The organism is Streptomyces sp. ML-6, from assembly GCF_030116705.1.
Classification (GTDB): domain Bacteria; phylum Actinomycetota; class Actinomycetes; order Streptomycetales; family Streptomycetaceae; genus Streptomyces.
Genome location: NZ_JAOTIK010000001.1, coordinates 7,761,574 through 7,783,431 on the forward strand (window position 1 = coordinate 7,761,574; position 21,858 = coordinate 7,783,431).

The 21,858-nt window shown below is 68.7% G+C and carries 20 protein-coding genes and 2 pseudogenes; 13 read left to right on the forward strand and 9 right to left on the reverse strand.

What is annotated here, in order from left to right; all coding sequences use genetic code 11:
• Positions 1-325: 325 nt before the first annotated feature.
• Positions 326-550, reverse strand: coding sequence for a hypothetical protein (locus OCT49_RS33875; protein ID WP_283855608.1), 225 nt, complete (start codon positions 548-550; stop codon positions 326-328).
• Positions 551-665: 115 nt separating this feature from the next.
• A pseudogene (locus OCT49_RS33880) lies at positions 666-1,136 on the reverse strand (hypothetical protein); the annotation flags it as partial.
• Positions 1,137-1,399: 263 nt separating this feature from the next.
• Here OCT49_RS33880 and OCT49_RS33885 point away from each other — a divergent pair.
• The 3 genes from OCT49_RS33885 to OCT49_RS33895 all read left to right on the forward strand — a co-directional run bounded on the left by OCT49_RS33885 (position 1,400) and on the right by OCT49_RS33895 (position 4,488).
• Positions 1,400-2,245 (forward strand): pentapeptide repeat-containing protein, encoded by an 846-nt coding sequence (locus OCT49_RS33885; protein ID WP_283855610.1) that lies wholly within the window; start codon positions 1,400-1,402, stop codon positions 2,243-2,245.
• Between the two features lie 180 nt (positions 2,246-2,425).
• Positions 2,426-3,790, forward strand: coding sequence for a radical SAM protein (locus tag OCT49_RS33890; protein WP_283855611.1), 1,365 nt, complete (start codon positions 2,426-2,428; stop codon positions 3,788-3,790).
• A gap of 146 nt (positions 3,791-3,936) precedes the next feature.
• A complete protein-coding gene (locus tag OCT49_RS33895; RefSeq protein WP_283855612.1) occupies positions 3,937-4,488 on the forward strand; it encodes a glycoside hydrolase family 25 protein in 552 nt (183 codons plus the stop codon).
• A gap of 865 nt (positions 4,489-5,353) precedes the next feature.
• Here OCT49_RS33895 and OCT49_RS33900 read toward each other — a convergent pair.
• Positions 5,354-5,875 (reverse strand): helix-turn-helix domain-containing protein, encoded by a 522-nt coding sequence (locus OCT49_RS33900; protein WP_283855613.1) that lies wholly within the window; start codon positions 5,873-5,875, stop codon positions 5,354-5,356.
• A 97-nt stretch (positions 5,876-5,972) separates the two neighbouring features.
• On the opposite strand from OCT49_RS33900, the gene OCT49_RS33905 reads away from it, so the two are divergent.
• Positions 5,973-7,133: a pyridoxal phosphate-dependent aminotransferase gene (locus OCT49_RS33905; RefSeq protein ID WP_283855614.1), complete on the forward strand. Its 1,161-nt coding sequence runs from the start codon at positions 5,973-5,975 to the stop codon at positions 7,131-7,133.
• Here OCT49_RS33905 and OCT49_RS33910 read toward each other — a convergent pair.
• On the reverse strand, positions 7,130-8,863 hold the full coding sequence (locus OCT49_RS33910; RefSeq protein WP_283855615.1) for a transposase: 1,734 nt from the start codon (positions 8,861-8,863) through the stop codon (positions 7,130-7,132). The two genes, OCT49_RS33905 and OCT49_RS33910, sit on opposite strands and share 4 nt — an antisense overlap.
• Positions 8,864-9,234: 371 nt before the next feature.
• Positions 9,235-10,095, reverse strand: a complete 861-nt coding sequence (locus OCT49_RS33915) for a phosphotransferase (RefSeq protein WP_283856027.1) — start codon at positions 10,093-10,095, stop codon at positions 9,235-9,237.
• A gap of 257 nt (positions 10,096-10,352) precedes the next feature.
• On the opposite strand from OCT49_RS33915, the gene OCT49_RS33920 reads away from it, so the two are divergent.
• A complete protein-coding gene (locus OCT49_RS33920; protein ID WP_283855616.1) occupies positions 10,353-10,790 on the forward strand; it encodes a MarR family winged helix-turn-helix transcriptional regulator in 438 nt (145 codons plus the stop codon).
• Positions 10,791-11,069: 279 nt separating this feature from the next.
• Positions 11,070-12,257 (forward strand): S1 family peptidase, encoded by a 1,188-nt coding sequence (locus tag OCT49_RS33925; protein ID WP_283855617.1) that lies wholly within the window; start codon positions 11,070-11,072, stop codon positions 12,255-12,257.
• Positions 12,258-12,458: 201 nt separating this feature from the next.
• Here the strand turns inward: OCT49_RS33925 and OCT49_RS33930 are convergent, their stop codons facing one another.
• Positions 12,459-13,220 (reverse strand): SMI1/KNR4 family protein, encoded by a 762-nt coding sequence (locus OCT49_RS33930; protein WP_283855618.1) that lies wholly within the window; start codon positions 13,218-13,220, stop codon positions 12,459-12,461.
• Between the two features lie 155 nt (positions 13,221-13,375).
• On the opposite strand from OCT49_RS33930, the gene OCT49_RS33935 reads away from it, so the two are divergent.
• From OCT49_RS33935 to OCT49_RS33950, 4 genes are all read left to right on the forward strand, one after another.
• The gene (locus OCT49_RS33935; RefSeq protein ID WP_349632819.1) at positions 13,376-13,822 is read left to right on the forward strand and encodes an NUDIX domain-containing protein; all 447 of its coding nucleotides are present in this window, start codon (positions 13,376-13,378) and stop codon (positions 13,820-13,822) included.
• A gap of 307 nt (positions 13,823-14,129) precedes the next feature.
• Positions 14,130-14,825, forward strand: a complete 696-nt coding sequence (locus tag OCT49_RS33940; protein WP_502963442.1) for a formylglycine-generating enzyme family protein — start codon at positions 14,130-14,132, stop codon at positions 14,823-14,825.
• Positions 14,826-15,160: 335 nt separating this feature from the next.
• A complete protein-coding gene (locus tag OCT49_RS33945) occupies positions 15,161-15,415 on the forward strand; it encodes a hypothetical protein (RefSeq protein WP_283855619.1) in 255 nt (84 codons plus the stop codon).
• Between the two features lie 39 nt (positions 15,416-15,454).
• Complete coding sequence (locus OCT49_RS33950) at positions 15,455-15,640, forward strand: hypothetical protein (protein WP_283855620.1); 186 nt, start codon at positions 15,455-15,457, stop codon at positions 15,638-15,640.
• 72 nt (positions 15,641-15,712) lie between these two features.
• Here the strand turns inward: OCT49_RS33950 and OCT49_RS33955 are convergent, their stop codons facing one another.
• A complete protein-coding gene (locus OCT49_RS33955) occupies positions 15,713-16,216 on the reverse strand; it encodes an NUDIX hydrolase (RefSeq protein WP_283855621.1) in 504 nt (167 codons plus the stop codon).
• Between the two features lie 200 nt (positions 16,217-16,416).
• On the opposite strand from OCT49_RS33955, the gene OCT49_RS33960 reads away from it, so the two are divergent.
• The 3 genes from OCT49_RS33960 (at position 16,417) to OCT49_RS33970 (ending at position 19,414) form a co-directional block, all read left to right on the forward strand.
• Positions 16,417-16,842, forward strand: coding sequence for a contact-dependent growth inhibition system immunity protein (locus tag OCT49_RS33960; protein ID WP_283855622.1), 426 nt, complete (start codon positions 16,417-16,419; stop codon positions 16,840-16,842).
• A gap of 622 nt (positions 16,843-17,464) precedes the next feature.
• On the forward strand, positions 17,465-17,701 hold the full coding sequence (locus tag OCT49_RS33965) for an acyl-CoA carboxylase subunit epsilon (RefSeq protein ID WP_283855623.1): 237 nt from the start codon (positions 17,465-17,467) through the stop codon (positions 17,699-17,701).
• 69 nt (positions 17,702-17,770) lie between these two features.
• Complete coding sequence (locus OCT49_RS33970; protein WP_502963443.1) at positions 17,771-19,414, forward strand: acyl-CoA carboxylase subunit beta; 1,644 nt, start codon at positions 17,771-17,773, stop codon at positions 19,412-19,414.
• Positions 19,415-19,585: 171 nt separating this feature from the next.
• On the opposite strand, the pseudogene OCT49_RS33975 reads toward OCT49_RS33970, so the two are convergent.
• A pseudogene (locus OCT49_RS33975) lies at positions 19,586-20,488 on the reverse strand (IS3 family transposase); the annotation flags it as partial.
• Positions 20,489-20,499: 11 nt separating this feature from the next.
• Positions 20,500-20,805 (reverse strand): transposase, encoded by a 306-nt coding sequence (locus OCT49_RS33980; RefSeq protein ID WP_283855625.1) that lies wholly within the window; start codon positions 20,803-20,805, stop codon positions 20,500-20,502.
• Positions 20,806-21,858: the final 1,053 nt, after the last annotated feature.

Consider the following 21,858-nt stretch of genomic DNA (forward strand, 5'->3'; position numbering starts at 1 on the left):
TGAACGTCCGTTGGAGCAGAGATCGGTCCGCCGACTCGCCCTCAGCATGGTGACGCATCGGGGCGGCCGGGTGAAGAGGGCCTCACGGCGCCGAGGACGACGGCGTCCGCCGACCGCCGGAGGCGGTACCCGCGTCAGGACGGCGGCAGGAACCACTGGCCGCCGGGCATGGCGACAGGAACCACCGGCCGTCGGACGCGGCGACGGGCCCGGACGACTGCCGGGAGCGGCGCACCGGATGGTGCGGGCGCGGGGTCGCTGTCGGAAGGGCTGCCCGCCGGGCGCCTGGTACAGAGGCGTCGGAGGGGATGGCCGACGGACCCGGTCAGTGACCGCCGGGCATGCTCGGGCGGAGCGAACGCACCAGGTCGAAGAACCGGGATTCGTTGCCGCACAGTCCCGCCCGCCGCAGCGCGCCGTCGGCCTCCGCGATCGGCGAGGCGAGCAACGGCACGTACAGGGGGCCGTCGTCCGGCTCCGCGAGCGCGGCCCGGGTGGCCTCCAGCAGTCGGACGTAGGCCTGGGCCGCGGCGAGTTCGGCATCGCGCATCTCAGCGTCTCCCGGTCAGAGGTGTCGGACGTACCAGCATCCCCCATGGGTACGACAACGCCCGCCGTGGCGGCGCGTGGACCTCCGCTAGCGGCCGTTCGGACGCCGGACGCCGGACGCCGGGCGGCGGCTCCACCTCCAGGAATCTTCGGCGGCGGGCTCCCCGGTACAGCAACACCGTCCAGCCCAACTCCCGCAGCACCTCCGCACACCGGTTCAACCCGTCCGCCTCCGAGTGGGCCGCCCCGCTGCCGGGCGGGCCGAGCCATTCGACACGGACACCGCCCGGTGCCTCACCCCGCTCCAGGCGGTACCCGGTCGCGGTACGGCTCCCCGATTCGTCGACGGCCGAGGCGGTCAGGCCCGATGCCTCCAGGGCGATGGCCACGGCCCGCACCGGCCGGTGCGTCTCCCAGGGCGCGGGCACCCCCGCCGGGTCGGCATGGTCGGTGTTCGTCAGCCGACGGATCTGCAGCATCCCCTCGAACGCCGTCCGCACCGAAGCCGCGCGCCCCGGATCCGGCACGGGAGTCGCCGGACCGTCCCCGGTGGCCGGTTCGAACCCGGTCTCGTGCTCGGTGCCCATCAGTGCCCCCTTCGCCCGTGCGGTACTGCCGACAGTGTGCGCCGCCCCACTGACAACGACCCGGGTGTCGCCTCCCGGCCGCCGCGGCCGTGGCTCGCCCGGATCGGGACGGGGGACCATGCACGCCATGTGCGACGCACCGTCCCGGAACCGCCCGTGACGGTCCGACGCCTGCAGCCGATCATGAAATCGGTGTGCGCGGGTGACCCGGCCCGATAGGCTCGAACGCCCGAGAACCCCGTACCCCAGAGGATTCACGCCCTGTGCCCGACAACGTTCCAGGCCCCGGCACCGACCCCATCGACCGAGCCGGACTGCGTGCCGACTGCGCGAACTGTTTCGGGCTGTGCTGCGTCGCGCTGACCCTGACCCGGTCCGCGGACTTCGCGATCGACAAGGACGCGGGGGAGCCCTGCCGCAACCTCCAGGAGGACTTCCGCTGCGGCATCCACACCCGGCTGCGGACGCAGGGCTTCCCCGGCTGCACCGTGTACGACTGCTTCGGGGCCGGCCAGAAGGTCTCCGGAGAGACATTCGGCGGACAGGACTGGCGTTCCGCGCCGCAGACCGCCCGACAGATGTTCCAGGTGTTCCCGGTGATGCGGCAGCTCCACGAACTCCTCTGGTACCTCACGGAGGCACTGTCCCTGGAGCCGGCACGGCCCCTGAGGGGTGACCTCCGGCACACCCTCGACGCCACGGAACGCCTCACCCGCCTTCCGGCGGACGAGCTCGCGGGCCTCGACGTGTCCGGTCACCGCGACGAGGTGGCCCGGCTCCTGCTCCGCACCAGCGAACTCGTACGGGCCACGGCGCCGCGCGGGAAGAAGCGCCACCGCCGCGGCGCCGACCTGATCGGTGCCAGGCTGCGCGGCGCCGACCTGAGGGGCGCCGATCTGCGGGGCGCGTACCTGATCGCGGCGGACCTCACCGGTGCCGATCTTCGCCTGGCCGACCTGATCGGCGCCGACTTCCGGGACGCCGACCTGTCCGGAGCGGACCTCACCGGGAGCCTCTTCCTCACCCAGGCCCAGCTCAACGCGGCCAAGGGTGACGCGGCGACGAAGCTCCCGCGGTCCCTCGACCGCCCGGCCCACTGGACCGGGTGAGTTCCGAGGCGAGTACCGTCGGCGGCGGGCGATCCGGACCGCGAGCCGGTGACCGGGCACCGAGCCCGCGAAACCGGCACGAATCGACCGGCACGGCGGGGCACTGCCGACGTGCCTGATTCGTTGCACTGTGTGGCGTACCCGGAGCGCCGTCGCCGACCGGACCGAGGAGTCCCGCACATGCCCAGCAGTACCGACCGCAGCCGCACCGACACGAGTCACCGGGACGGGAGCCGCACCCGCCTGGTCGAGCGGCTCATGGAGCAGTTCCCCCACGTCCCCCGGGAAGCCGTCATCAAGGAGGACCTCCTGCGCGGCGGCGTGGCGTTCGACGAGTCCGCGCTCAGCGACAACGAGGACGGTGACGTCAAGCCGAAGTCGTACTTCATCTTCTCGTTCGACCACGGCACGCTCCCGGAGCTCGGTGCGGCCGCGCTCCGCCGTCCGCCGGAGGAGATCGTGCTCACCGGCGGCCCGTACGACCTGCGCAGGACCGTGGTGTCGGTACGGGTCAACCCCGCTTCCCCCTACCGGGTCGCGGCCGACGAGGACGGCGTGCTCGGGCTGTATCTCGACGGCCGGCGGATCTCCGACGTGGGCCTGCCGCCCATGCCGGACTACTACCGCCACACCCTGGAGAACGGCAAGTCCGTGATGGAGGTGGCGCCCACCATCCAGTGGGGCTACCTGGTGTACCTGACGGTCTTCCGGGTCTGCCAGTACTTCGGTGCGAAGGAGGAGTGCCAGTACTGCGACATCAATCACAACTGGCGCCAGCACAAGGCCGCGGGCCGTCCGTACACCGGGGTGAAGCCGGTCGAGGAGGTCCTGGAGGCGCTGGCCATCATCGACAAGTACGACACCGCGAAGACCTCCACGGCCTACACCCTCACCGGCGGCGCCATCACCTCCCACATCGGCGGCCGTGACGAGGCCGACTTCTACGGGCAGTACGCCAAGGCCATCGAGGAACGCTTCCCCGGCCGCTGGATCGGCAAGGTCGTGGCCCAGGCCCTGCCCAAGGCGGATGTGCAGCGCTTCCACGACTACGGCGTGCAGATCTACCACCCCAACTACGAGGTGTGGGACCGCAGGCTGTTCGAGCTCTACTGCCCGGGCAAGGAGCGCTACGTGGGCCGCGACGAGTGGCACCGCCGCATCCTGGACTCCGCCGAGGTCTTCGGCGCCCGGAACGTCATTCCCAACTTCGTCGCCGGTGTCGAGATGGCCGCTCCCTTCGGCTTCGCCACCGTGGACGAGGCCATCGCCTCGACCACCGAGGGCCTGCGCTTCTTCATGTCGCACGGCATCACCCCGCGGTTCACCACCTGGTGCCCGGAACCCACCACCCCGCTCGGGAAGACCAACCCGGACGGAGCGCCGCTGGAGTACCACATCCGCCTGCTGGACGCCTACCGCGCGACGATGGAGGAGTACGGGCTCAGCTCGCCCCCCGGCTACGGTCCGCCCGGGCCCGGGCGCGCGGTTTTCTCCGTCAGCTCCTTCATGGACAGCCTCCCGGCCGCTCCGGACGACGAGCGGTAAAGCCGGACGGCGATGGACGGAGACGGGTGGCGGTGGGCGGCAGTGGCAAAACGATTCGCCCGTTCACCCGGCGGATGGGAACGAGTGGTGGCGGGCACCTACAGGGAGAGAACCGGAACCACCAGGGTCAGTGGAAGGCGGTGCCCATGCTGCATGGCGTCGACGTCAGTTCCCATCAGCCGTCCTTCGACACGGACGGGCTGGACTTCGTCCTCATCAAGGCCACCGAGGGCCGTTCGTACATCAATCCACGCCTCACGGAACAGGTGAAGCGTGCCCGGGACGCGGAATGCGTGGTCGGCTTCTACCACTTTCTCTGGCCGGGGAACATCAAGGCCCAGGCGGAGTACTTCGTGAGCAAGGCTCCGGAGAAGGCGGGTGATCTGCTCGCGGTGGACTGGGAGGAGAACGGGGAGGGCACGAGGGCGAGCAACGCGGAGAAGGACCGCTTCATTCGTGAGGTCAAGCGCCTGAGGCCCCATCACAAGGTCCTGCTGTACTGCAACCGCCACTTCTGGCTGAACCACGACACCACCTCGTACGCGGGGGACGGTCTCTGGATCGCCGACTACGTGACCGCCGGGAAGCCCAGGATCAAGGCGTCCTGGCGCATCCACCAGTACACCGACCAGCCGCTCGACAAGGACGTCGCGGCCTTTGCCTCGCGGAGCGCCATGCGCGACTGGGCCCGGGGGTAACCGTCGAACGGGACGCGCGGGCGCATGGTCGGAGATCGTTCAGGAGAACTGCAACTCGATGAGATGACCCTCGAGGTCGCGTACATGCGCGGTGCGGAGCCCCGGATCCCAGTCCGACCGGTGGTCGCACGCCCCGGCAACCGGTGGGGCCCGTGCTTCATGCGCAGGGCCGGTCCGGCGTCGCCATCGGAGACCCGGCAGACGAACACCGACCGGTCCTGGGCGGGCGGCGCCGTGGTCGGCAGCCCGGCGGTGCCGGTGATGGCGGCCCTCACGCTGCGGTCGAAGAGCGGCCAGTACCCCTGGCCGTCGAGGCCCCTGTGCGCGTACGGGGCGGACTCGCCGCTGCTGGTCCGGTCCGCCCCGATCAGGTCCGGCAGCAGATGTCCTGTGTCACCGAGTCGTCCCTGACGCGGTCGCTCTGACCTACGACGAGGAATCTTGAGTGGCGAAGTGGCCGTGAAGCGCGGGTGCCGTCGTTCGGAGACGGGGAGAGTTCTCGCCAGTGGATCTTGCTGGTTCATGAGGATGCTTGGCGAGCACTGATGCGGCGAGTCTGATGGCGTCGGGGCAGATCGCTGCGTGCGCGTAGGTGTCGAGGTCGGTCGGGACGCCGCGTTGGTGATTGTGGGTCTGCAGTGCGAGGAGCCGGTATCTCCAGTGGTACGAGATGGCGGCTGGGGAGGCCGGCCAGGACGGGACGGCTTCGACCGCGTTGGGTGGGCGAGGGTGAGTTGTTGGGGTGTGAAGCGGCGGAGGGGGGCGGTTCGCCCGGTGTTGGGCCGTGGTGATCTCGGGGCATATGGAGAGGTCGAGGTGGGGTTCTCCGAGATCGCTGAGCCAGATTCCGTGCCGTGTGCAGACCTCAGCGTGCCGGGTAGCGCACGGTGAGGATGGCTTCGACGTTACCGGACACTGCGGCGTACACATGTGGGATGTCGGCAGGCCAGTGGGCGTGTTCGCCCGGGCCTGCCTCGACCGGGGCCGAGGCCGCGCCAACGCGGGCGGTGCCGGACAGGACGATGAGGTGCTCCTCGGTGCCCGAGGGGTGACCATCCGACTCCTGGACGACGCCGGTCCGGATGCGGATGCGGTAGATCTCGGTGATGGCGGCTGAATCCTCGTACCGTTCGACGAGAACCGCGTCCACGGCCCGGCCTGACAGCGGTGCTCGCGCCGGTTCGGGCCCGAGTACGGCAGTGAGGGGGATACCCAACGCGGTCGTGAGCGCGTAGAGGGTCTCCAGTGTGGCGTTGCGGCGCCCGGCTTCCAGCTCGGAGAGCGTGCCCTTGCCGACACCGGACCGGCGCGCCAGCGCGGACAGTGAGAGGTTGCGTTCCACGCGCAGCTCACGCAGTCGGCTGCCCACCTGCTGAGTCAGCTCCATATCTCCCGCTCTCCACGAGGCCATTGACCGTTTCGGGCCGCATGCTTAGCATTCCATAAACAGAACGTTCTGTTTATGGAACGAAATGGGAGCCCCCATGACCGTGTCGCGCCTGCAGCACATCCCCGGTATCGGAGTCGACATCGTGGGAGATGCCGCCGACGCAGCCCACGACCCCGACATGCTGCGGCTCGAGAATCTCGACACCGATCTGCGGCCGCCTCGGATCGCCCTCGACGTGACGCGACGGGCGATCGATGACGACGCCGCGAACAGCTACCTCCCCTTCCACGGCCAGCGCGGCCTGCGTGAGGCTGCCACCGCCCATGTCGGCCGGATCGCCGGCCGCGACTACGATCCGGCGACAGCCTGCGCGATCGTCGCCGGAGGCCTCAACGGCGTCCTCAACGCGCTGCTGGCCACCGTCGAGCCGGGGCAGGAGGTGGTGATCGGTGACCCGGTCTATGCCGGCCTCGTCAACAGAATCCGCCTCGCCGGCGGCGTCCCGAGACATGTACCATGCCGCCCGATGCCCAACGGCTGGCGCACCGACCCGGCCGAACTGGCTGCCGCGGTAGGGCCGGAGACGGCGGCAGTCCTGGTGATGTCCCCCGCGATGCCCACCGGCGATCTGCTCGGATACGCACACTGGGACGCCTTGGCCCCGGCGGTGGCAGAGCACGGCTGCTGGGTGATCTACGACGCGGCCATGGAGCGCATCCGGTTCGACGGACAGACCCCGGAGCACCCCGCTGCCCATCCCCAACTGGCCGAGCGCACCATCACGGTGGGCTCCGCATCCAAGGAGCTGCGGCTCATCGGCTGGCGGGTCGGCTGGGTCGTCGGTCCGCCGCGCATCATGGCCGACGTCGCCCTTGTTGGCATGGCCAACGTGGTGACTCCCGTCGGCATCGCCCAGCAGGCGGTGGCTGCTGCTCTCGACGCCCCGGATGCGGACGCCGACGTGGCCGCGGCCGTCCGCACCTGGCGGCAACGCTGCGCCCTGGTCCTGTCGGAGCTGGCGGACTATCCGTGCATACGGCCGCACGGCGGCTGGTCGTTGCTCATCGACACCACCGCGCTGGGCCTCACCCCGGCCGAGGCGTCCGAACGGCTCTTCCGGCACGGGAAGGTGGCAGCGACCCCGATGACCGGCTGGGGCCCAAACGGCGGCCACCACCTGCGGCTGGTCTTCGCCAACGAGCCCGTCGAACGCCTCGACGGGCTGCGGGACCGCTTCGTAGCCGCCTTCGGCTAGATCCGGCCCGGACGGGCAGGCACCCAGCTCAGCCCCCTTCCTCCAGAGGAGCCACGCCCATGAGCTTTTCCTTCTTGCGCCAGTAGGAGGGCTTTGAACGGCAGGCGTCTGAGCAGGCCAGCCGGACCTGTTCGTAAGCACCCCGGGTGAGTGGCGTCCCGCAGACGACGCAGCCGTCCGGTTGGAGGCCCGGAGGTATGTCCACGGCTGGCTGGGGCAGGGGGGAAGGCCACGATCGAGGCGTCGGTTGATGTAGGCCCATCGGCTGCAGCGCTTCGAGCAGTAGATCTTGTTGGTGGGGCCGGAGACGAGGGGGCCTCGCATACCTGGCAGCTCTTGGCCCGGATCTTCGGGGGAACGCTGCGTTCATCCGCGTGCGGTAGGCAGCCTGGCGGCAAGCTTGGGAACATCGCCGACGGGACGTGAGGCGGTCCCCGATCGGCAGGGGCCTGCCGCACTCGACGCACTGCTTCCGTTCGAGGGTCTCCCGCAAGAGGAATGGGTCGCGACCGGTGACCGAGGCCAGGCGCTCCCAGGACGGGGCTGCCTTCGGGGAGTCGGGGTTGCGCAGGTAGGAGCGCAGGTAGCTGGGCTTGAGGAAGTTCGCGGTGGCCAGACGCTCGATGAACGTCGTGCGTCCCTCGCCTGTTCGGCGCGAGAAGCCGGGGCAGGCGGTTGTTGATGTGGAGGTTGCGTCGGTGCGGGTGGGTGGTGATCCAGCGGGCGGCTTCGTGTGGGGAGGGCGGGCGCTCGCGCGGCTCGTCTGGGGGAAGCCCCCGCCTGAGGGGTGCGACGGCCATCTTCACGCGCTGGTAGTGGCCGAGGTAGCCCTTGGTCTGGAGTTCCTCGTGCAGGATCTTCGCGTTGTGCTGCCCCTCGTCCCAGCGTTGTTGCAGGTAGTCGAGGTAGGGGTCCAGGGTGGAGGGCTTCCGGGGCGGGCGGCGCATCACCTCCTGCCAGGTGCGGGCCCGGGCGTATTTGCTCACCGTGCGGCGGTCCGGGCCGAGCTCGCGGGCCACGGAGCTGTGGCTTTGGCCGGTGCTGGTCAGGGCCTGAACGGCTTCGAAGAGTCTGCGGGCGTGGCGTGCGGCCCGACTGTCCTCCGCGGTGTTCCCAGCGGTCTCCTCGGCCGGTGCGGGACCGCTCTCGCCGGCCGGGGGCAATGCGGCCGACAGACAGCCGCGGTGGGCGGAGGCGATGTCCTGGACGCGGCGGGAGAGGCCCTGCCAGAGGTGAAAGCGGTCGCTGACCTGCACCGCGTCGGGGGCGCCTCCCGCGATGCCCTGCCGGTAGGTGAGGGATCCGTCGCGGCAGGCGAACTCGACACCCGGGTGCTCGCGGAGCCATCGGCTGAGCTGTTCGGCGTCACGCCCCTCCCAGAGGGTGAGCGGGAGGCGGGTGGTGGCGTCGACCAGGAGGGTGCCGTAGGTGTCGCCGTGGAGCGCGAAGTCGTCCACCCCCAGCACCCGGGGTGTCTCCAGCGGCGGGAGCGGCATTCGCATCAACTGGGACAGGACGGTGCACCGCGAGAGCCTGATGCTCAAGATCCGCAGCATCCGGGTGCCGCCCCGGCCCGCCAGTACCACGCCGATGTCCTCCACCAGACGCTGCAACTGTGGCGTCCGACGCTGGTAGCGCAGGGTCAGCCCCGCCACCTGCTCTGCGAAGGTCACCTTCGACCACATCACGTTTTCGCAGTACAGGTGGCGTACGGACAAGTCGATACGCATCGGCCTGTCCCCCAGAGAGGCATCGGCGAGGCGCCGTACGTAACGGCTATGGCACCACTCGCCGAGTCGGCCGCATCCCGTGCATCCTGCGGGAACACCGGACCTCGTACGGGCGTGAACCGCCACACCAGTATCAGAGACATCAACCGAGACAACCAGCACATCAGTCAACTGCGGTGGTGAGTTCGCCGGTTCAACAGAGCACAACCACAGGATGCCCGCTATGCGGACCGGCCGACCGTGTCACCGAGATGATCTCCGGCTACGAAACTCTTGCCAGAGCCGGCTAAGGCCGTACGCCGACAGGGGTTGCAACGGCAACAGTCCCGTCGCTCGGTTCCTTGCCGCTTTCACGTGACCTTCGGCGTTTTCTACAGGCCATCCAGTCGCCTGGTCACTGTGTCGAGTGTCGGCCAAGGAGGCCCCTCGCGCAGCAAGCGCAGGAATTCCTCTCCGAATCGCCTCCCATTCGGGAACTGGTCGCCAAGCTCCCAACGCCACGCGGCGACCATCGCGATGACGAGCTGCCGACACTCGTCCAGCAGCCCATGGTCAATGCTTGGGTAGTGCTCGCAGACCGCCTCGGGAACATGGGCGAGATCGAACTCGACGGGGCCACGGCAGCACGTCTCGAGGTCGATGAACAACGGGCCGTTCTTCGTGCTGAGCACATTGCCTGGATGCGGCTCGCCGTGGAGCAGCTGCTCCACGGCGCCGCGGTCCTCGATCGCTCGTCGCAGGCTTGTCAGCCTGCCGCAGAGGAACACGCGGTCCGCGTCGGTGAGTTCCGGCGAGCGATCCGGGTCGGCGGCAACTTCTTCCGCCTCCGTGATCCGGTCCGTGAACCTCGGGCTCGGCGCATCGACCTTGCGCATGCCGGCGTGCAGCTGTTCCAGTGCCTTGGCGTAGTCGACTGGTGAGGTGTGAGGCGTCACGGGCTCGTAGTAGGTCCACAGCGTCACCGCGAAGCCGTCGCGCGTGTGCACACGCGGGTCTGTCCGAGGCGCCAGGGGACACACCGGGCATCCGACCTCGGTGAGCCGCTGAGCGAGACCGACTTCGAACTGTGCAACCTCTTGTCCCACAGGGGCGACCCGGGCAAAGACGTCGCATGGCGTCAGCCGTAGCGCCAGCTTGTTCGAGTTGTGGAGAACGATTGCATCGTTGGTCGGCAAGCCGAGCGCTGCGGCGACCGAAGTCGCAGCCGCGATCGCACGCGTGACGTCGGTCATGTCCACCCTCGAATCTTGGCACAGATGAGCGAGGGCGATGCCAACCGGCGTGGCCGGGTGCCAACTGTCACGGCTCCGGACAAACGATCACTCGACCTTCGCCGAGGAGACCTGGCGGCCCCCAATCTTCGGTGACCACGTTCAGCCTTCGCTGCGAGAGATCAGCTCACCAGTGGACGAGGGTGCAGGGCAGCCATGGACCACCCCCAAAATAGTAGGTGCAAACCCATCATTGGTGTGCGCCTAGGATGATGTCAATGAGTGAGACCCCGCCCAGCCTCCTGGGATTTACGACCTATCTGATGTCCAAGACGGGAAAGACGGCGCGCGGCCTGCTGGCGGCGCGGCTGGCAGAGCGCGGACTGCGGCTCTGGCACATGGCCGTCCTGTCCGCGCTGGCCGATTTCGGCCCCCATGTGCAGCGGGAGTTGGCGTCCCGGCTCGGGATCGACCGGAGTGACATCGTCAAGATCGTGGATGACCTCGCGGTGGCCGGATTCGTCGACCGGGCCCGGGATGTCGATGACCGTCGCCGGGTGACCGTCACCCTCGCCCCGGCCGGTCGCGAGGTGCTCTCCGAGCTCCAGGCCGAGGCGCTGGCCGTGCAGAAGGAACTGCTTGCTCCTTTGAATCGGCGGGAACGGGACCAGTTGGCCGCGCTGTTGAGGCGGGTTCACGCCCACGCCTGCACGTGACCCGAGGGGTCGTGGTCGGCGTGCCGGTCGACGGCCCGTGCCCGGCGAGGTGGGGGAAATTCCTCGGAGTGGTCGCGTCGGGCCGGGGCCCGTATCGTCGCGGCCGAGGCGCCGGACGGTGGTTCCGGAACCTCTCCATTGGCATGGACCTGGTAGGTGGGCTGCTGCATTACGGTCCGTTGCGGCATCCGCTGAGAGCGCTCTCAGTCGAGGCCTCTCGCATGCCCTGTTCCTCCCCCACCGTGCTGGAACAACCGAAGGGCCACTTCCTTGAGACACATGACTGCGCTGCGCGCGAGTCCGGCCGCCACATTCGTCGTCGGAGCCTGGGCGACCGTGGGACTCGCCACGGCATCGGCCTCGCCCGTCGCCGTGGACCAGCCCTCCAGCACCTCCCGTTCCTCCAGCACCTCCCGTGCCGAGGCCGCGGACGAACCGGCGTCCACCGGCCTGCTCTCCGCCATGCGGAGGGACCTCGGCCTGACAGAAAGTCGGGCCAGGGCGCGACTGGCCGCGGAGAAGACCGCGGCCGCCGTACAGGGCAGAGCGCAACGGGCCGCAGGATCGTCGTATGCCGGCTCCTGGTTCGATCCGGCCACGGGCAAGCTCAACGTGGCCGTCACCGACGGCCGGAGAGCCGGAGCTGTGGAAGCGGCGGGCGCGTCCGCCCGGGTGGTGCGCCACAGCGCTCGACAACTCGACGCGGCCAAGGCCCGGATCGACACGATGCCCGCCCCGGCCGGTGTCAGCAGCTGGCACGTCGACCCGAAAGCCAACCGGGTCGTCATCGACGTCGTCGCCTCGGCGCAGGGTGACAACGATGTCTGGGCGTTCGTCGCCAAGGCCCGCGAGGCCGGTCCCGTCCTGATGAAGCAGACACCCGAGGCGCCCAGGACCTTCTCCGCCGGGACGGTGGGCGGCGACCCCTACTACACGGGCAACGTCCGGTGCTCCATCGGCTTCTCCGTGCACGGCGGATTCGTCACGGCGGGATACTGCGGCCAGGCGGGCGCGGCGGTCAGCGGATGGGACCGGTCGGCCATCGGCAACTTCCAGGGATCGTCCTTCCCCGACAACGACTACGCCTGGGCCGGCGTGGGCAACGGCTGGTGGACCGTTCCTGTCGTGCTGGGCTGGGGCACCGTCCCGGACCAGCTGGTACGGGGCTCCGCGGAGGCACCCGTCGGCGCCTCGATATGCCGTTCCGGTTCCACGACCCACTGGCACTGCGGCAACGTGCTGGCCAAGAACGAAACCGTGAACTACAGCCAGGGCGCCGTCCACCAGATGACCAGGACGAGCGTCTGCGCCGAACCGGGCGACTCTGGCGGCTCCTTCATCAGCGGGGACCAGGCCCAGGGGGTCACCTCGGGCGGCTGGGGCAACTGCTCCGGCGGCGGGGAGACGTGGCACCAGCCGATCAACGAGATCCTGAACCGGTACGGGCTGACACTGCACACGGCCTGATGGCGGTGGGCAGGGAGACGCCCGGCCGGGCCACCCCCACGGGGAGACGCCCGGCCGGGCCGCCTCTGCGTGGGCCTGGGGCCGTGCCGCAACACGGGTTTCACCGCCCGCACGACAAGCCCCTTCCACGGGCGGACGGTACGACGCCTGCGAGGTCGTACAAGGGCTCCGGTCACCGGACGGGAACGGGCGAGTGCCGTCCTACACCTTGTCGTCCGGCGTGACATCGCGGAAGTCGTTCAGCCAGTCGCCCGGGATCAGGTCACGGATGCCGTCGAGGGCTTCCTCGGTCCGGCCCCGGGCATAAAGGGCCGCTCCGTCGTCGTCACGGAGGAGGACGTCGGGGCCGAGGAACCAGCGGATGCCGGGCTCTTCCTCGCAGGCCGGGTAGGCGGGGAAGGGAAGCCGGACACACTTCTGTTCCAGCAGCTCGACGCCGTGTTCGTCGAAGTCCATCAGGAAGTCGCAGAGTTCGTCATCCGCCTGCACGGACTCCGAGAGAACGGTCTCGACGAGCGCCAGGGAGAGCCGGTCCAGCCAGGGTTCCCACCGTTCGGCGCTTTTGTCGGCCAGATCCGTCCGGACGAACACGGCAGGGTCCTGTTCGCCCAGCCCTTCGAGGAGGACGCCCCAGGAAACGGCACCCTGATTCTCGTGCCGGAAGACCAGGGCCTCCCGGCCACTGTCCACGTACAGTTCGGACGGACCGAGCAGGGTGTCGTGGTTCCTGGTGAGATCCGTGCGGCGGCCGAACAGCAGATAGGCCTCCCGCAATGCCGGAGGCAGCCGGAGGCCCAGCCGCTCCTCCGCCGCCACGAGATCTGCCTCGGCCAGGCCGTCCTCGTCACCGAGCGGCTTTGCCCAATGCGCCGCGAAACCGCGGACGAACTCCCGGATGCTGCCCGCCCCGTCGCCGTGAACAACGGAAGTGAGCGACTGAACCATGTCGAACTGGTATGCCATGCGGTGACTGTATAGCGACCTGATCAGGGCGTCCCGCCGGGCATCGAACCCGGCCGTGGTGGGTGGCATGCCATCAGCACCCCCCACCAACCACGGCCGGGTTCGATGCCGGGGGCCGACGGTGTCCTGCAGCGGCGGGGAGGAAGAATGCGGCCATGACCGACCCGAGGATCCGTGTCGCCGCGTACGTGATCAGGGAACGTACGGTTCCCGAAGTGCTGGTGTTCGACCACGTCGGGACCCTGGCGGCCGGAACCCGGATTCCCGCCGGAGAGGCCGGCCCCGGCGGAGAACCGGAACAAATCGTTCCCAGAGAAGTCACCGAGGAAACCGGACTGTCGACCACCGAGGTGATCCGGCGGATTGCCGTGGAGGACAAACCGCACCCCGAGACCGGGCAATCGCGAAGGACCACGTTCTTCCTCCTTGGACACCGGCAAAGACCGCCGACGCATGGGACCACCATGTCGAGGGAGACGGAGCGGACGCGGGCCTCCCCTTCGCCTGCCGCTTCCTCCGGAGTGCCCGCCTGCCGACGAGCAGGATGCCTGGCTGGGCCGTATCGACCCCTGCTGGGCCGCCCGGCCAACGGTGGTGCGTGAGCAGTTGCCGGACGCCCCTTGGCCGTAGCCGTACCAGGCTCACCGCCCGCCGGACCGTTGACCCGTCGGCCTTGCCCAGCCCGTCGGCCATGGGAAAGGCCCCGGAACTCCAACAGCTGTTCGGAGCCCCCTCCAACCCCCATGCTGAGCAATCACGTTGGCGCCGGGCGAGCGATGGCAGACCTGCCTGTATCGTCGGCTCTTCGAGAAGAAGACGCGCGGGCGTCCCACGAGCCCGAATGCCTTCGCGCGACCGGCAGTTCGATGACGTACCGGACCGATGGGCCGGAGTACATGAGGAGCGGTGATGAGCCCGGAGTCGGTACTCCACCAGACGGATGCCGAGAGCATGAGGAGCATCCCCGCCGGAGAGATCCTCCTGCGTGACGAGGGCACGAGAACGGAATGGAATGTCGAGATCGGTCCCTTCCGGCTGGCGGCGTACCCCGTGACCCGCGAGCTGTATCACGCCGTTCGGGGCAGGAAGCCCGACGATTCGGCAGGGCCTCGTACGCCGATGACCGACATCTCCTGGAAGGAAGCCATCGAGTTCTGCAACGTCCTCTCGCGGAAGGCGGGGCTCCGGCCCTGCTACACCACGGGTGAGGACCGTGACGGGCTGGATGTGATCTGCGACTGGCAGACCGACGGCTACCGGCTCCCGTCCGAGGCGGAGTGGGAGTACGCGTGCAGAGCCGGAACCTCCGGTGTCCGTTACGGGGAACTGCACGAGATCGCCTGGCACCGTGGGAACTCCGGCGGCGAGGTGCGTGACGTCGGGACCCGGGCGCCCAACGCATGGGGCCTGCACGACATGATCGGCAACGTGTGGGAGTGGTGCTGGGACCTCTACGACCCCCGGGTCTACGGTCCGTATCGAGTTTTCCGCGGCGGTGGCGCGTACGACCCGCCCCGTGGCTGCCGGGCATCGTGCCGACGCAAGAGCCATCCCACCTTCCGCATCGACGACCTGGGATTCCGCCTCGCCCGGACAGGCGGCTGAGCCCGGGACGCGGGACATCCGGGCCGAGCGGTTCGCCCGGGCGGCCCGCACCGAACGAAAGACCAGAGGCACGGCCAAACAGTGCGTCCCCGCATGCGTCCCGTCCTGCGCCCCCGAGGACCTCGTCCCGTTCTGCGCCCGAGGACCTCCACCGGACCATCGGACGGGCCAGGGCCCCGTTCGATTACAACCGTGCGGACCACATCTCGACCCGGACTGGGTGGGGGAGTGGGACTACCGGTTCGTGTCCGGTGCCGGGTGTCTGTTCGCCGGGCTCCCCGGGCACGAACAGGACCCGGGACTGGCCCGCTGGGAGGAGTGGATGGAGCCGCCGGTTGCCTTTGCCGTCCTCCCGGTGCCACGGCGGGCCGCGCGGGCTGCTCGACCTCGCGGGGGACCGCGACGAGGCCGTCGCGCGGGCCCGAGTGCTGTGGCGGGAGTACCAGGAGTTCGAGGCTGGCTACCCATCGGCCTTGCCGTACGGATTCTTCGCGACCAGGGCCCACGCCGAGCCGGCCACACATCCGCGCGAGCAGGCCGACGAGGAGTTCCCCGCTCAGCCGCTCAGCTGTTCGTCCGACCCTTGCTGAGGCCCGGACCTCGGGGACCGGTTCACCGGCGACCCGGTCGTGTATTTCGGCGAGAAGCTTGAGACGTTCGCCGCCGAACGGGTGGCCGAGGTGCTGCCCACGCCCACGTTGCTCACCCTGGACGGGCGCCGGATCGAGAGCGGCGGCCCCGAGTGCCTCCGGATGCTCAACGAGTACCTGGAGACCCTGCTGGCCGACACCATGGTCGTCCGGGTGCTCTACTGATCTACCACTCCTGAAACTTGTCGGGCTCCTTTCTGTTTCTGTGGCATCGACCGGTGGCCCGTGCTTGTAGGGCTACGTTGCGTTCGGGTGAACTCGGAGGACCTTTGCGATCAGGTCGTGGATGAGGTGGTCGCCGGGCGCTCGGTTCTCCTTGAGGCGGTGAAGGTCGCCAGGGCCGAACCAGTCGTAGGCGGTGTGCTTGGACCACTCCAGGGAGGGACGGTCCAGGTCGCCGTCGACCTCGACGAGGTAATCGGCTTCGTGCCGCTTTCCGGCACCGTCGTCCCCGGTCCAAGTGGTGATCCCGAGCAGGCGCCGGACGCGGCGCAGGTGCCAGCCGGTTTCCTCCTCGACCTCACGGGCAAGGGCGTCCAGCAGGGATTCACCGGGCTCGACGTGGCCGCCGACAATGTCCCAGCAGTCGGGGAAGAGACGCCTGTCGGGACTGCGTTTCTGGGCGAAGGACCTGCCGTGCTGGTCGAGGACGACTCCTCCGACCGCCCAGACCTCGCCGGCGGCGGGCACGGGAATCTCGACGTCGGCTTCCACGACCACGTGGCGTTGGCTGTCTGACATGCCCTCACTGTAGGGGCGTGCCCGGTCATTGCCCCTGCCGCTCTCTCGTATCTCTGCCCTTGCCCATGCCCTTGGCGTTGGCTCGGATCGTTGACCACGGAGGGACGGGAGCGATTCTTCGAACACTCCGGACATGTGCGGACTCGGGCGGTGGCTGGCGGCGGCAGACGCATGACGATCAAAGGTTGAGAATGAATCCCATGGATCATCGGTTGCACCTCGATCGCACGCTCGATGAGCTGGACCCGCCCCGCTGGGCGCCTCCCGCCGCCGACTCAACCCACTTGGTCCGCAAGGTGCATGAGCTGCGACGCGTCCCGCTGCGCGCACTCGACCCCGCAGATCTGCGTACTCTCATCTCTCAGCAGGTCGCGCTGCCGTATGTCCTTCCGCTCGCAGTGCGCCTGCTGATCGAGGAACCGCTGCTCGATGCATGCTTCTACGAGGGCGATCTACTGCTCGCCACCGTCAGCGCCCCTGTTGCGGCCTGGGCTCTGCTGCCGGACCTCGGCGTCCGGCTGCGCGACGTGCTCGAGGCACTGCCGGAGACAGCGGTCGCCGACCTGCCCCGCGGCGCCACCGAGGAGATCGCCCGCTTCGCCGCGCGGTTCGAGTCACTTTGCTGATCTGACGAAGGCGCGGGAGGGCGGGTTCATGACCGAGCACGGTCTGAGTGCGGAGGGTTGCTGCTGTGGGGTGCCTTTGATCGTTATGCCGGGGCAGCGGGCCGAAAGTCTCGTCATCCGGTTCCGTTCGTGAGGGGCAGAAATCCGTTCTTGCTCTCGTTCCTGCTTTTGTTCTCGGGCCGGTGGAAGTAGACGGTCCTTGAACACCAGGGGGCGTGCTTGGTCATTTCTGATCTGAATCACTACGTCCTGGATCTCGACTGGTTCCAACTTCCCGAGGGAGTTCGCCAGTCGCCTGGGGCCCTGCCGACGGGCCCGCATCACCTTGACGTTGTTGAACCCGCACCGTCCACGACAATTGCCGCGCCGCTTTTGGCCATCGAGCCTGGGCAGAACCTGTACGGCAGGGCATCGTTCGTGGAGGGGATGGGGAGTCGGGCCGTTGTGAATTCGGCAACGTACTCGTCGAAGGGGCGGATGCCGGCTCCCGAAATGGGTCGGTCACTCTGTGGTGTTGCTGGGTGTTGGGTGGGTGTAGGGGTGTGCAAGGCGGGGGTTGTTGTCTGGGTGGGTTCCTGCCCGTGGTTTTGCGGGCTTCGTGTGATGTGCGGAGGAGGGCGTGATGAGTGGTTCCGGCGGTTCGGTTGGCCCGGGTGGTGTGTGGTGTGTTGAGCGGGGGCGGGTGACGGATGAAGAGTTGGCTGCGTTGGCTGTGGTGTTGTGTGCGCTGGGTGCGGGGCGGGTGGAGTCGGTGGAGGGTACGGGGCGGGTGGGCGTGGGGAGGGCGGGTGCGGGATGTGCCGGGTCGCGGTGGTGGCGATATGCGGGGCGTTATCGTGCTCCGCTGGGCTGGCAGTGAGTGGTGGGGACTGTGGTGAGGGTGACGGCAGGTCCGGCCATGGGCGGGACGGGTGCGGTGGATGCGGATATGGTGGGGGAGGTAGGGGGTTGGGGCGGTGTGGATGCCGGTGTTGGTGTGGAGGCTGTGGGTTCCGAGAGTGTTGTGAGTGGTGCGGAGGCCGGGGGCCCCGGGCCTGGTGTGGGCGGGCTGCTGGCGCTGCGTGAGCAGGCCCGTCGTGGACCGAGTGACCGGGCGACCGAGGCGCAGCATGCGAAGGGGAAGCTGACGGCGCGTGAGCGGATCGGTCTGCTGCTGGATGAGGGTTCGTTCCGTGAGGTCGAGCAGTTGCGGCGGCACCGGGCGTCGGGGTTCGGTCTGGAGGAGAAGAAGCCGTACACCGACGGGGTGGTCACCGGGTGGGGGACGGTGGAGGGCCGGACGGTCTTCGTGTACGCGCATGATTTCCGGATCTTCGGGGGTGCGCTGGGGGAGGCGCACGCGACGAAGATCCATAAGATCATGGACATGGCGATCGCGGCGGGTGCGCCGCTGGTGTCGCTGAACGACGGGGCCGGGGCCCGGATCCAGGAGGGTGTCTCGGCGCTGGCCGGCTACGGCGGGATCTTCCAGCGCAACACGAGGGCCTCGGGCGTGATCCCGCAGATCAGCGTGATGCTCGGCCCGTGTGCCGGCGGCGCCGCCTACAGCCCCGCGCTGACGGACTTCGTGTTCATGGTCCGCGAGACCTCGCAGATGTTCATCACCGGCCCGGACGTCGTCAAGGCCGTCACCGGCGAGGAGATCACCCAGAACGGCCTGGGCGGCGCCGACGTCCACGCCGAGACGTCGGGGGTGGCGCATTTCGCCTACGACGACGAGGAGACCTGCATCGCCGAGGTCCGCTACCTCCTGGGCCTGCTCCCCTCCAACAACCGCGAGAACCCGCCCGCCGTCCCCAGCGGCGACCCGGCCGGCCGGCGCGGCGACACCCTCCTGGACCTGGTCCCGGCCGACGGCAACCGCCCCTACGACATGCACAAGGTCATCGAGGAGATCGTCGACGACGGCGACCACCTCGAGGTCCACGAACGCTGGGCCCGCAACATCGTGTGCGCCCTGGCCCGGATGGACGGCCAGGTCGTGGGGATCGTGGCCAACCAGCCGCAGTCCCTGGCCGGTGTCCTGGACATCGAGGCGTCCGAGAAGGCCGCCCGCTTCGTCCAGATGTGCGACGCGTTCAACATCCCCATCATCACTCTTTTGGACGTACCCGGCTTCCTGCCCGGCGTGGACCAGGAGCACGGTGGAATCATCCGGCACGGGGCGAAGCTGCTGTACGCGTACTGCAACGCCACCGTGCCGAGGATCTCGCTGATCCTGCGCAAGGCGTACGGCGGTGCGTACATCGTGATGGACAGCCAGTCCATCGGTGCGGACCTGACGTACGCCTGGCCGACCAACGAGATCGCGGTGATGGGCGCGGAGGGTGCGGCGAACGTCATCTTCCGTCGGCAGATCGCCGACGCCGAGGACCCCGAGGCCATGCGCCGGCGCATGGTCAAGGAGTACAGGGCCGAGCTGATGCACCCCTACTACGCGGCCGAACGCGGCCTGGTCGACGACGTCATCGACCCCGCCGAGACCCGCGAGGTCCTGATCGCCTCGCTCGCCATGCTCCGCAACAAGCACGCCGACCTGCCCTCCCGCAAACACGGCAACGGTCCGCAGTAGGCGCGGGTGCTGCGGACCTCCTGCCCCTGCCGGTCGGCAGGGGCAGGGCCGGGAGCCCCTGGCCCCGTTCCCGTCCGGAGGAACCGCGGCCCCTGCCCTGCCGCTGCACCCGTGGCCGGAAAAGGGGGAGGAGGTTTTTGAAGTTCCCCCCGCGAGCTGGACAGCGGGTGTTTACGCTGCCGGGGCGAGGTCCTGCCTGAGCAGAGATCTCGTTTCGAGCGGGGTGACGTACCCGTAGTCGAGGTGGCGACGGAGCCGACGGCGGTTGTACTCGACCTCGACGTAGCGGAAAACGTCGGCCCGGGCAGCCTCTCGGGTCTCCCACACGGTCGCCCCGATCTCCGCTTTCAGGAGGGCGAACCAGCTTTCCGCAGCGGCATTCTCGTAACAAGAGCCGACACGCCCCATCGGCTGCCTCATGCGCAACTTGCCTATTCCAGTACGGAATTCGTCACTCGTGTACTCGCTGCCGCGATCCGTGTGCATGATGCAGCCACGTTCCAGGCCGCCGCGTCCGGCCGCCATGCGCAGGGCAGCGACCGGCAGCTCGGCGCGGTGATGGTTGGCCATCACCCAGCCGACCACCTCTCGCGTCGCAAGATCGATGCAGGTCGCCAGATACAACTTGCCCTCAAGGGTCACCAGTTCGGTCATGTCACCGACCAGTCGCATGGCGGGCCGGGGCGCGGTGAAGTCCCGGCCGACAAGATCGGCGGCGAACACCGCCCGCTTTGCCTGCCGGGTCAGGCCACGGCGCCGCCGCCGGGTGATTCCGGCGATGTGATGGAGGCGCATCAGCCGCTCGACCCTCTTCTTGTTGACGATCCGGCCGGCACGCCGCAGGGCCGCGTGGATCCGCGGAGCTCCATAAGCGCCGCGTGAGCCGGCGTGGAACACCCGGATCCCGCCCACCAGCACCTCCTCTGCCCGCTCCCGCACCGTCCGGGCCGGCTGTGACGCCCTGTGCGCGTAGTAGGCGGAACGCGGCACTCCCAGCGCACGGCACAGAAACGCAACGCTGTGACCTGCAGGATTACCCTCCGATGCCTTCTCCGCATCGATGAAACGACACCGTGCCGCGGTGCCTACCTCATCTTGTCCTGAGTGAAGAAGGCGGTCGCTTTTCCCAGAACCTCAATCGTGGCCTCCTGCTCGCGGACCTTCCGCCGCAGCCGGACCAGCTCCTCGCGCTCCGCAGTGGTCAAAGCCCCGGCGGACCCCTCACCGCGGTCGATCTTCGCCTGCTTCACCCACCCGCGCAGCCCTTCCGGACTCACGCCCAGATCCCTCGCGACCTCGGTGACCGTCTTCTCCGAGGACAACGCCGAGGCGACCGCGTCCGGCTTGAACTCGGCCGTGTACCTCTTACTCGTATTGCTCTTCTTGCTCACTACCTGTGACTGCTTCCTCCGGGGCCATCCATCCCAGTATCAAGCTGTCCGGCCAACAGGGGGAACCTCAGCCGGCAGCCGGATGTGTGTCGGGTGCGATACGAGGTGCGGTGTGATGTTCCCGTTCGTCCCACTCCAGGTGTAAAAGCCTTCCTCGGCCCGGACGGCCGGGTTCGGGGGCAGGAAGAGCAGGTACAGGCCGCACAGCGGCCATCGGCCAGGCAGGCCGGCAGTTCATCGCCGGCTTCGCACGTCTCCTCCTGCGGCCAGGGAACGAGGCCGTTATCCGGGTTGGACCATGTACCGCCCTGCGGCTCGCCATGCTCCGACCAAGGCCAACTGTGTGGCATCAGCGGACCTTTGCGCTGCCGGGAAGGCACCTTCGGCGTCTGCCTCGTGACTGGTGTAGTGACGGGCCAGTACCTCTTGGACCGAGGCCACTGGCAGCCAGCATCACGGAGGGACAGCGGCTCCGGCCGCCGCCCGCTGTGCGTTCAGGCGCTCGAAGATCCCCGGATATTTCTGTTTCGCTTCCTGCTCCAGTTTCTCCAGCCGCATTGCGGCGGCCCTATACATCGCAGGAAGCCACCGCAGCGTCTTTGGCGTCTCTCGCCGTCATGGTGCTCGGAGAAGCTCTCGACAACACGGTCCGGTCCATCAGTGCTTTCCACAACGCGATATCGGCAACGCGGCAGCCCCGGGCGGCAGGAGTGGTCGCTCTGCCACTGCGCCCTGTGCGATTGCCGGGGCGGGCGCCGGGAGGCTGTGTCGGGCCCGGGTCGGAGGAATCGTCAAGGTCGGGCGTCGGCGGCGGTTTTCCCGTAAACCGGTGACGGTGCGGTTGCGGGAGATCGGGCCGGGCGGCCGGGTCCGGTGCTTTCCGGCCAGAGGGATTGGGGACCGGCAGGACGAAGAATCTCCCCCTCTCCCTGTCACCCTGCTTCTTTACCTCCTGCCCGTCTTTCTTCTTTCTTGCTTTCCCGCTTCCTCGCCTTCCTGCCCCCGTGTCTTCCTCTTCTCTGGAGGAGTTGGTGGGGTGTGGGCGTATGTGGG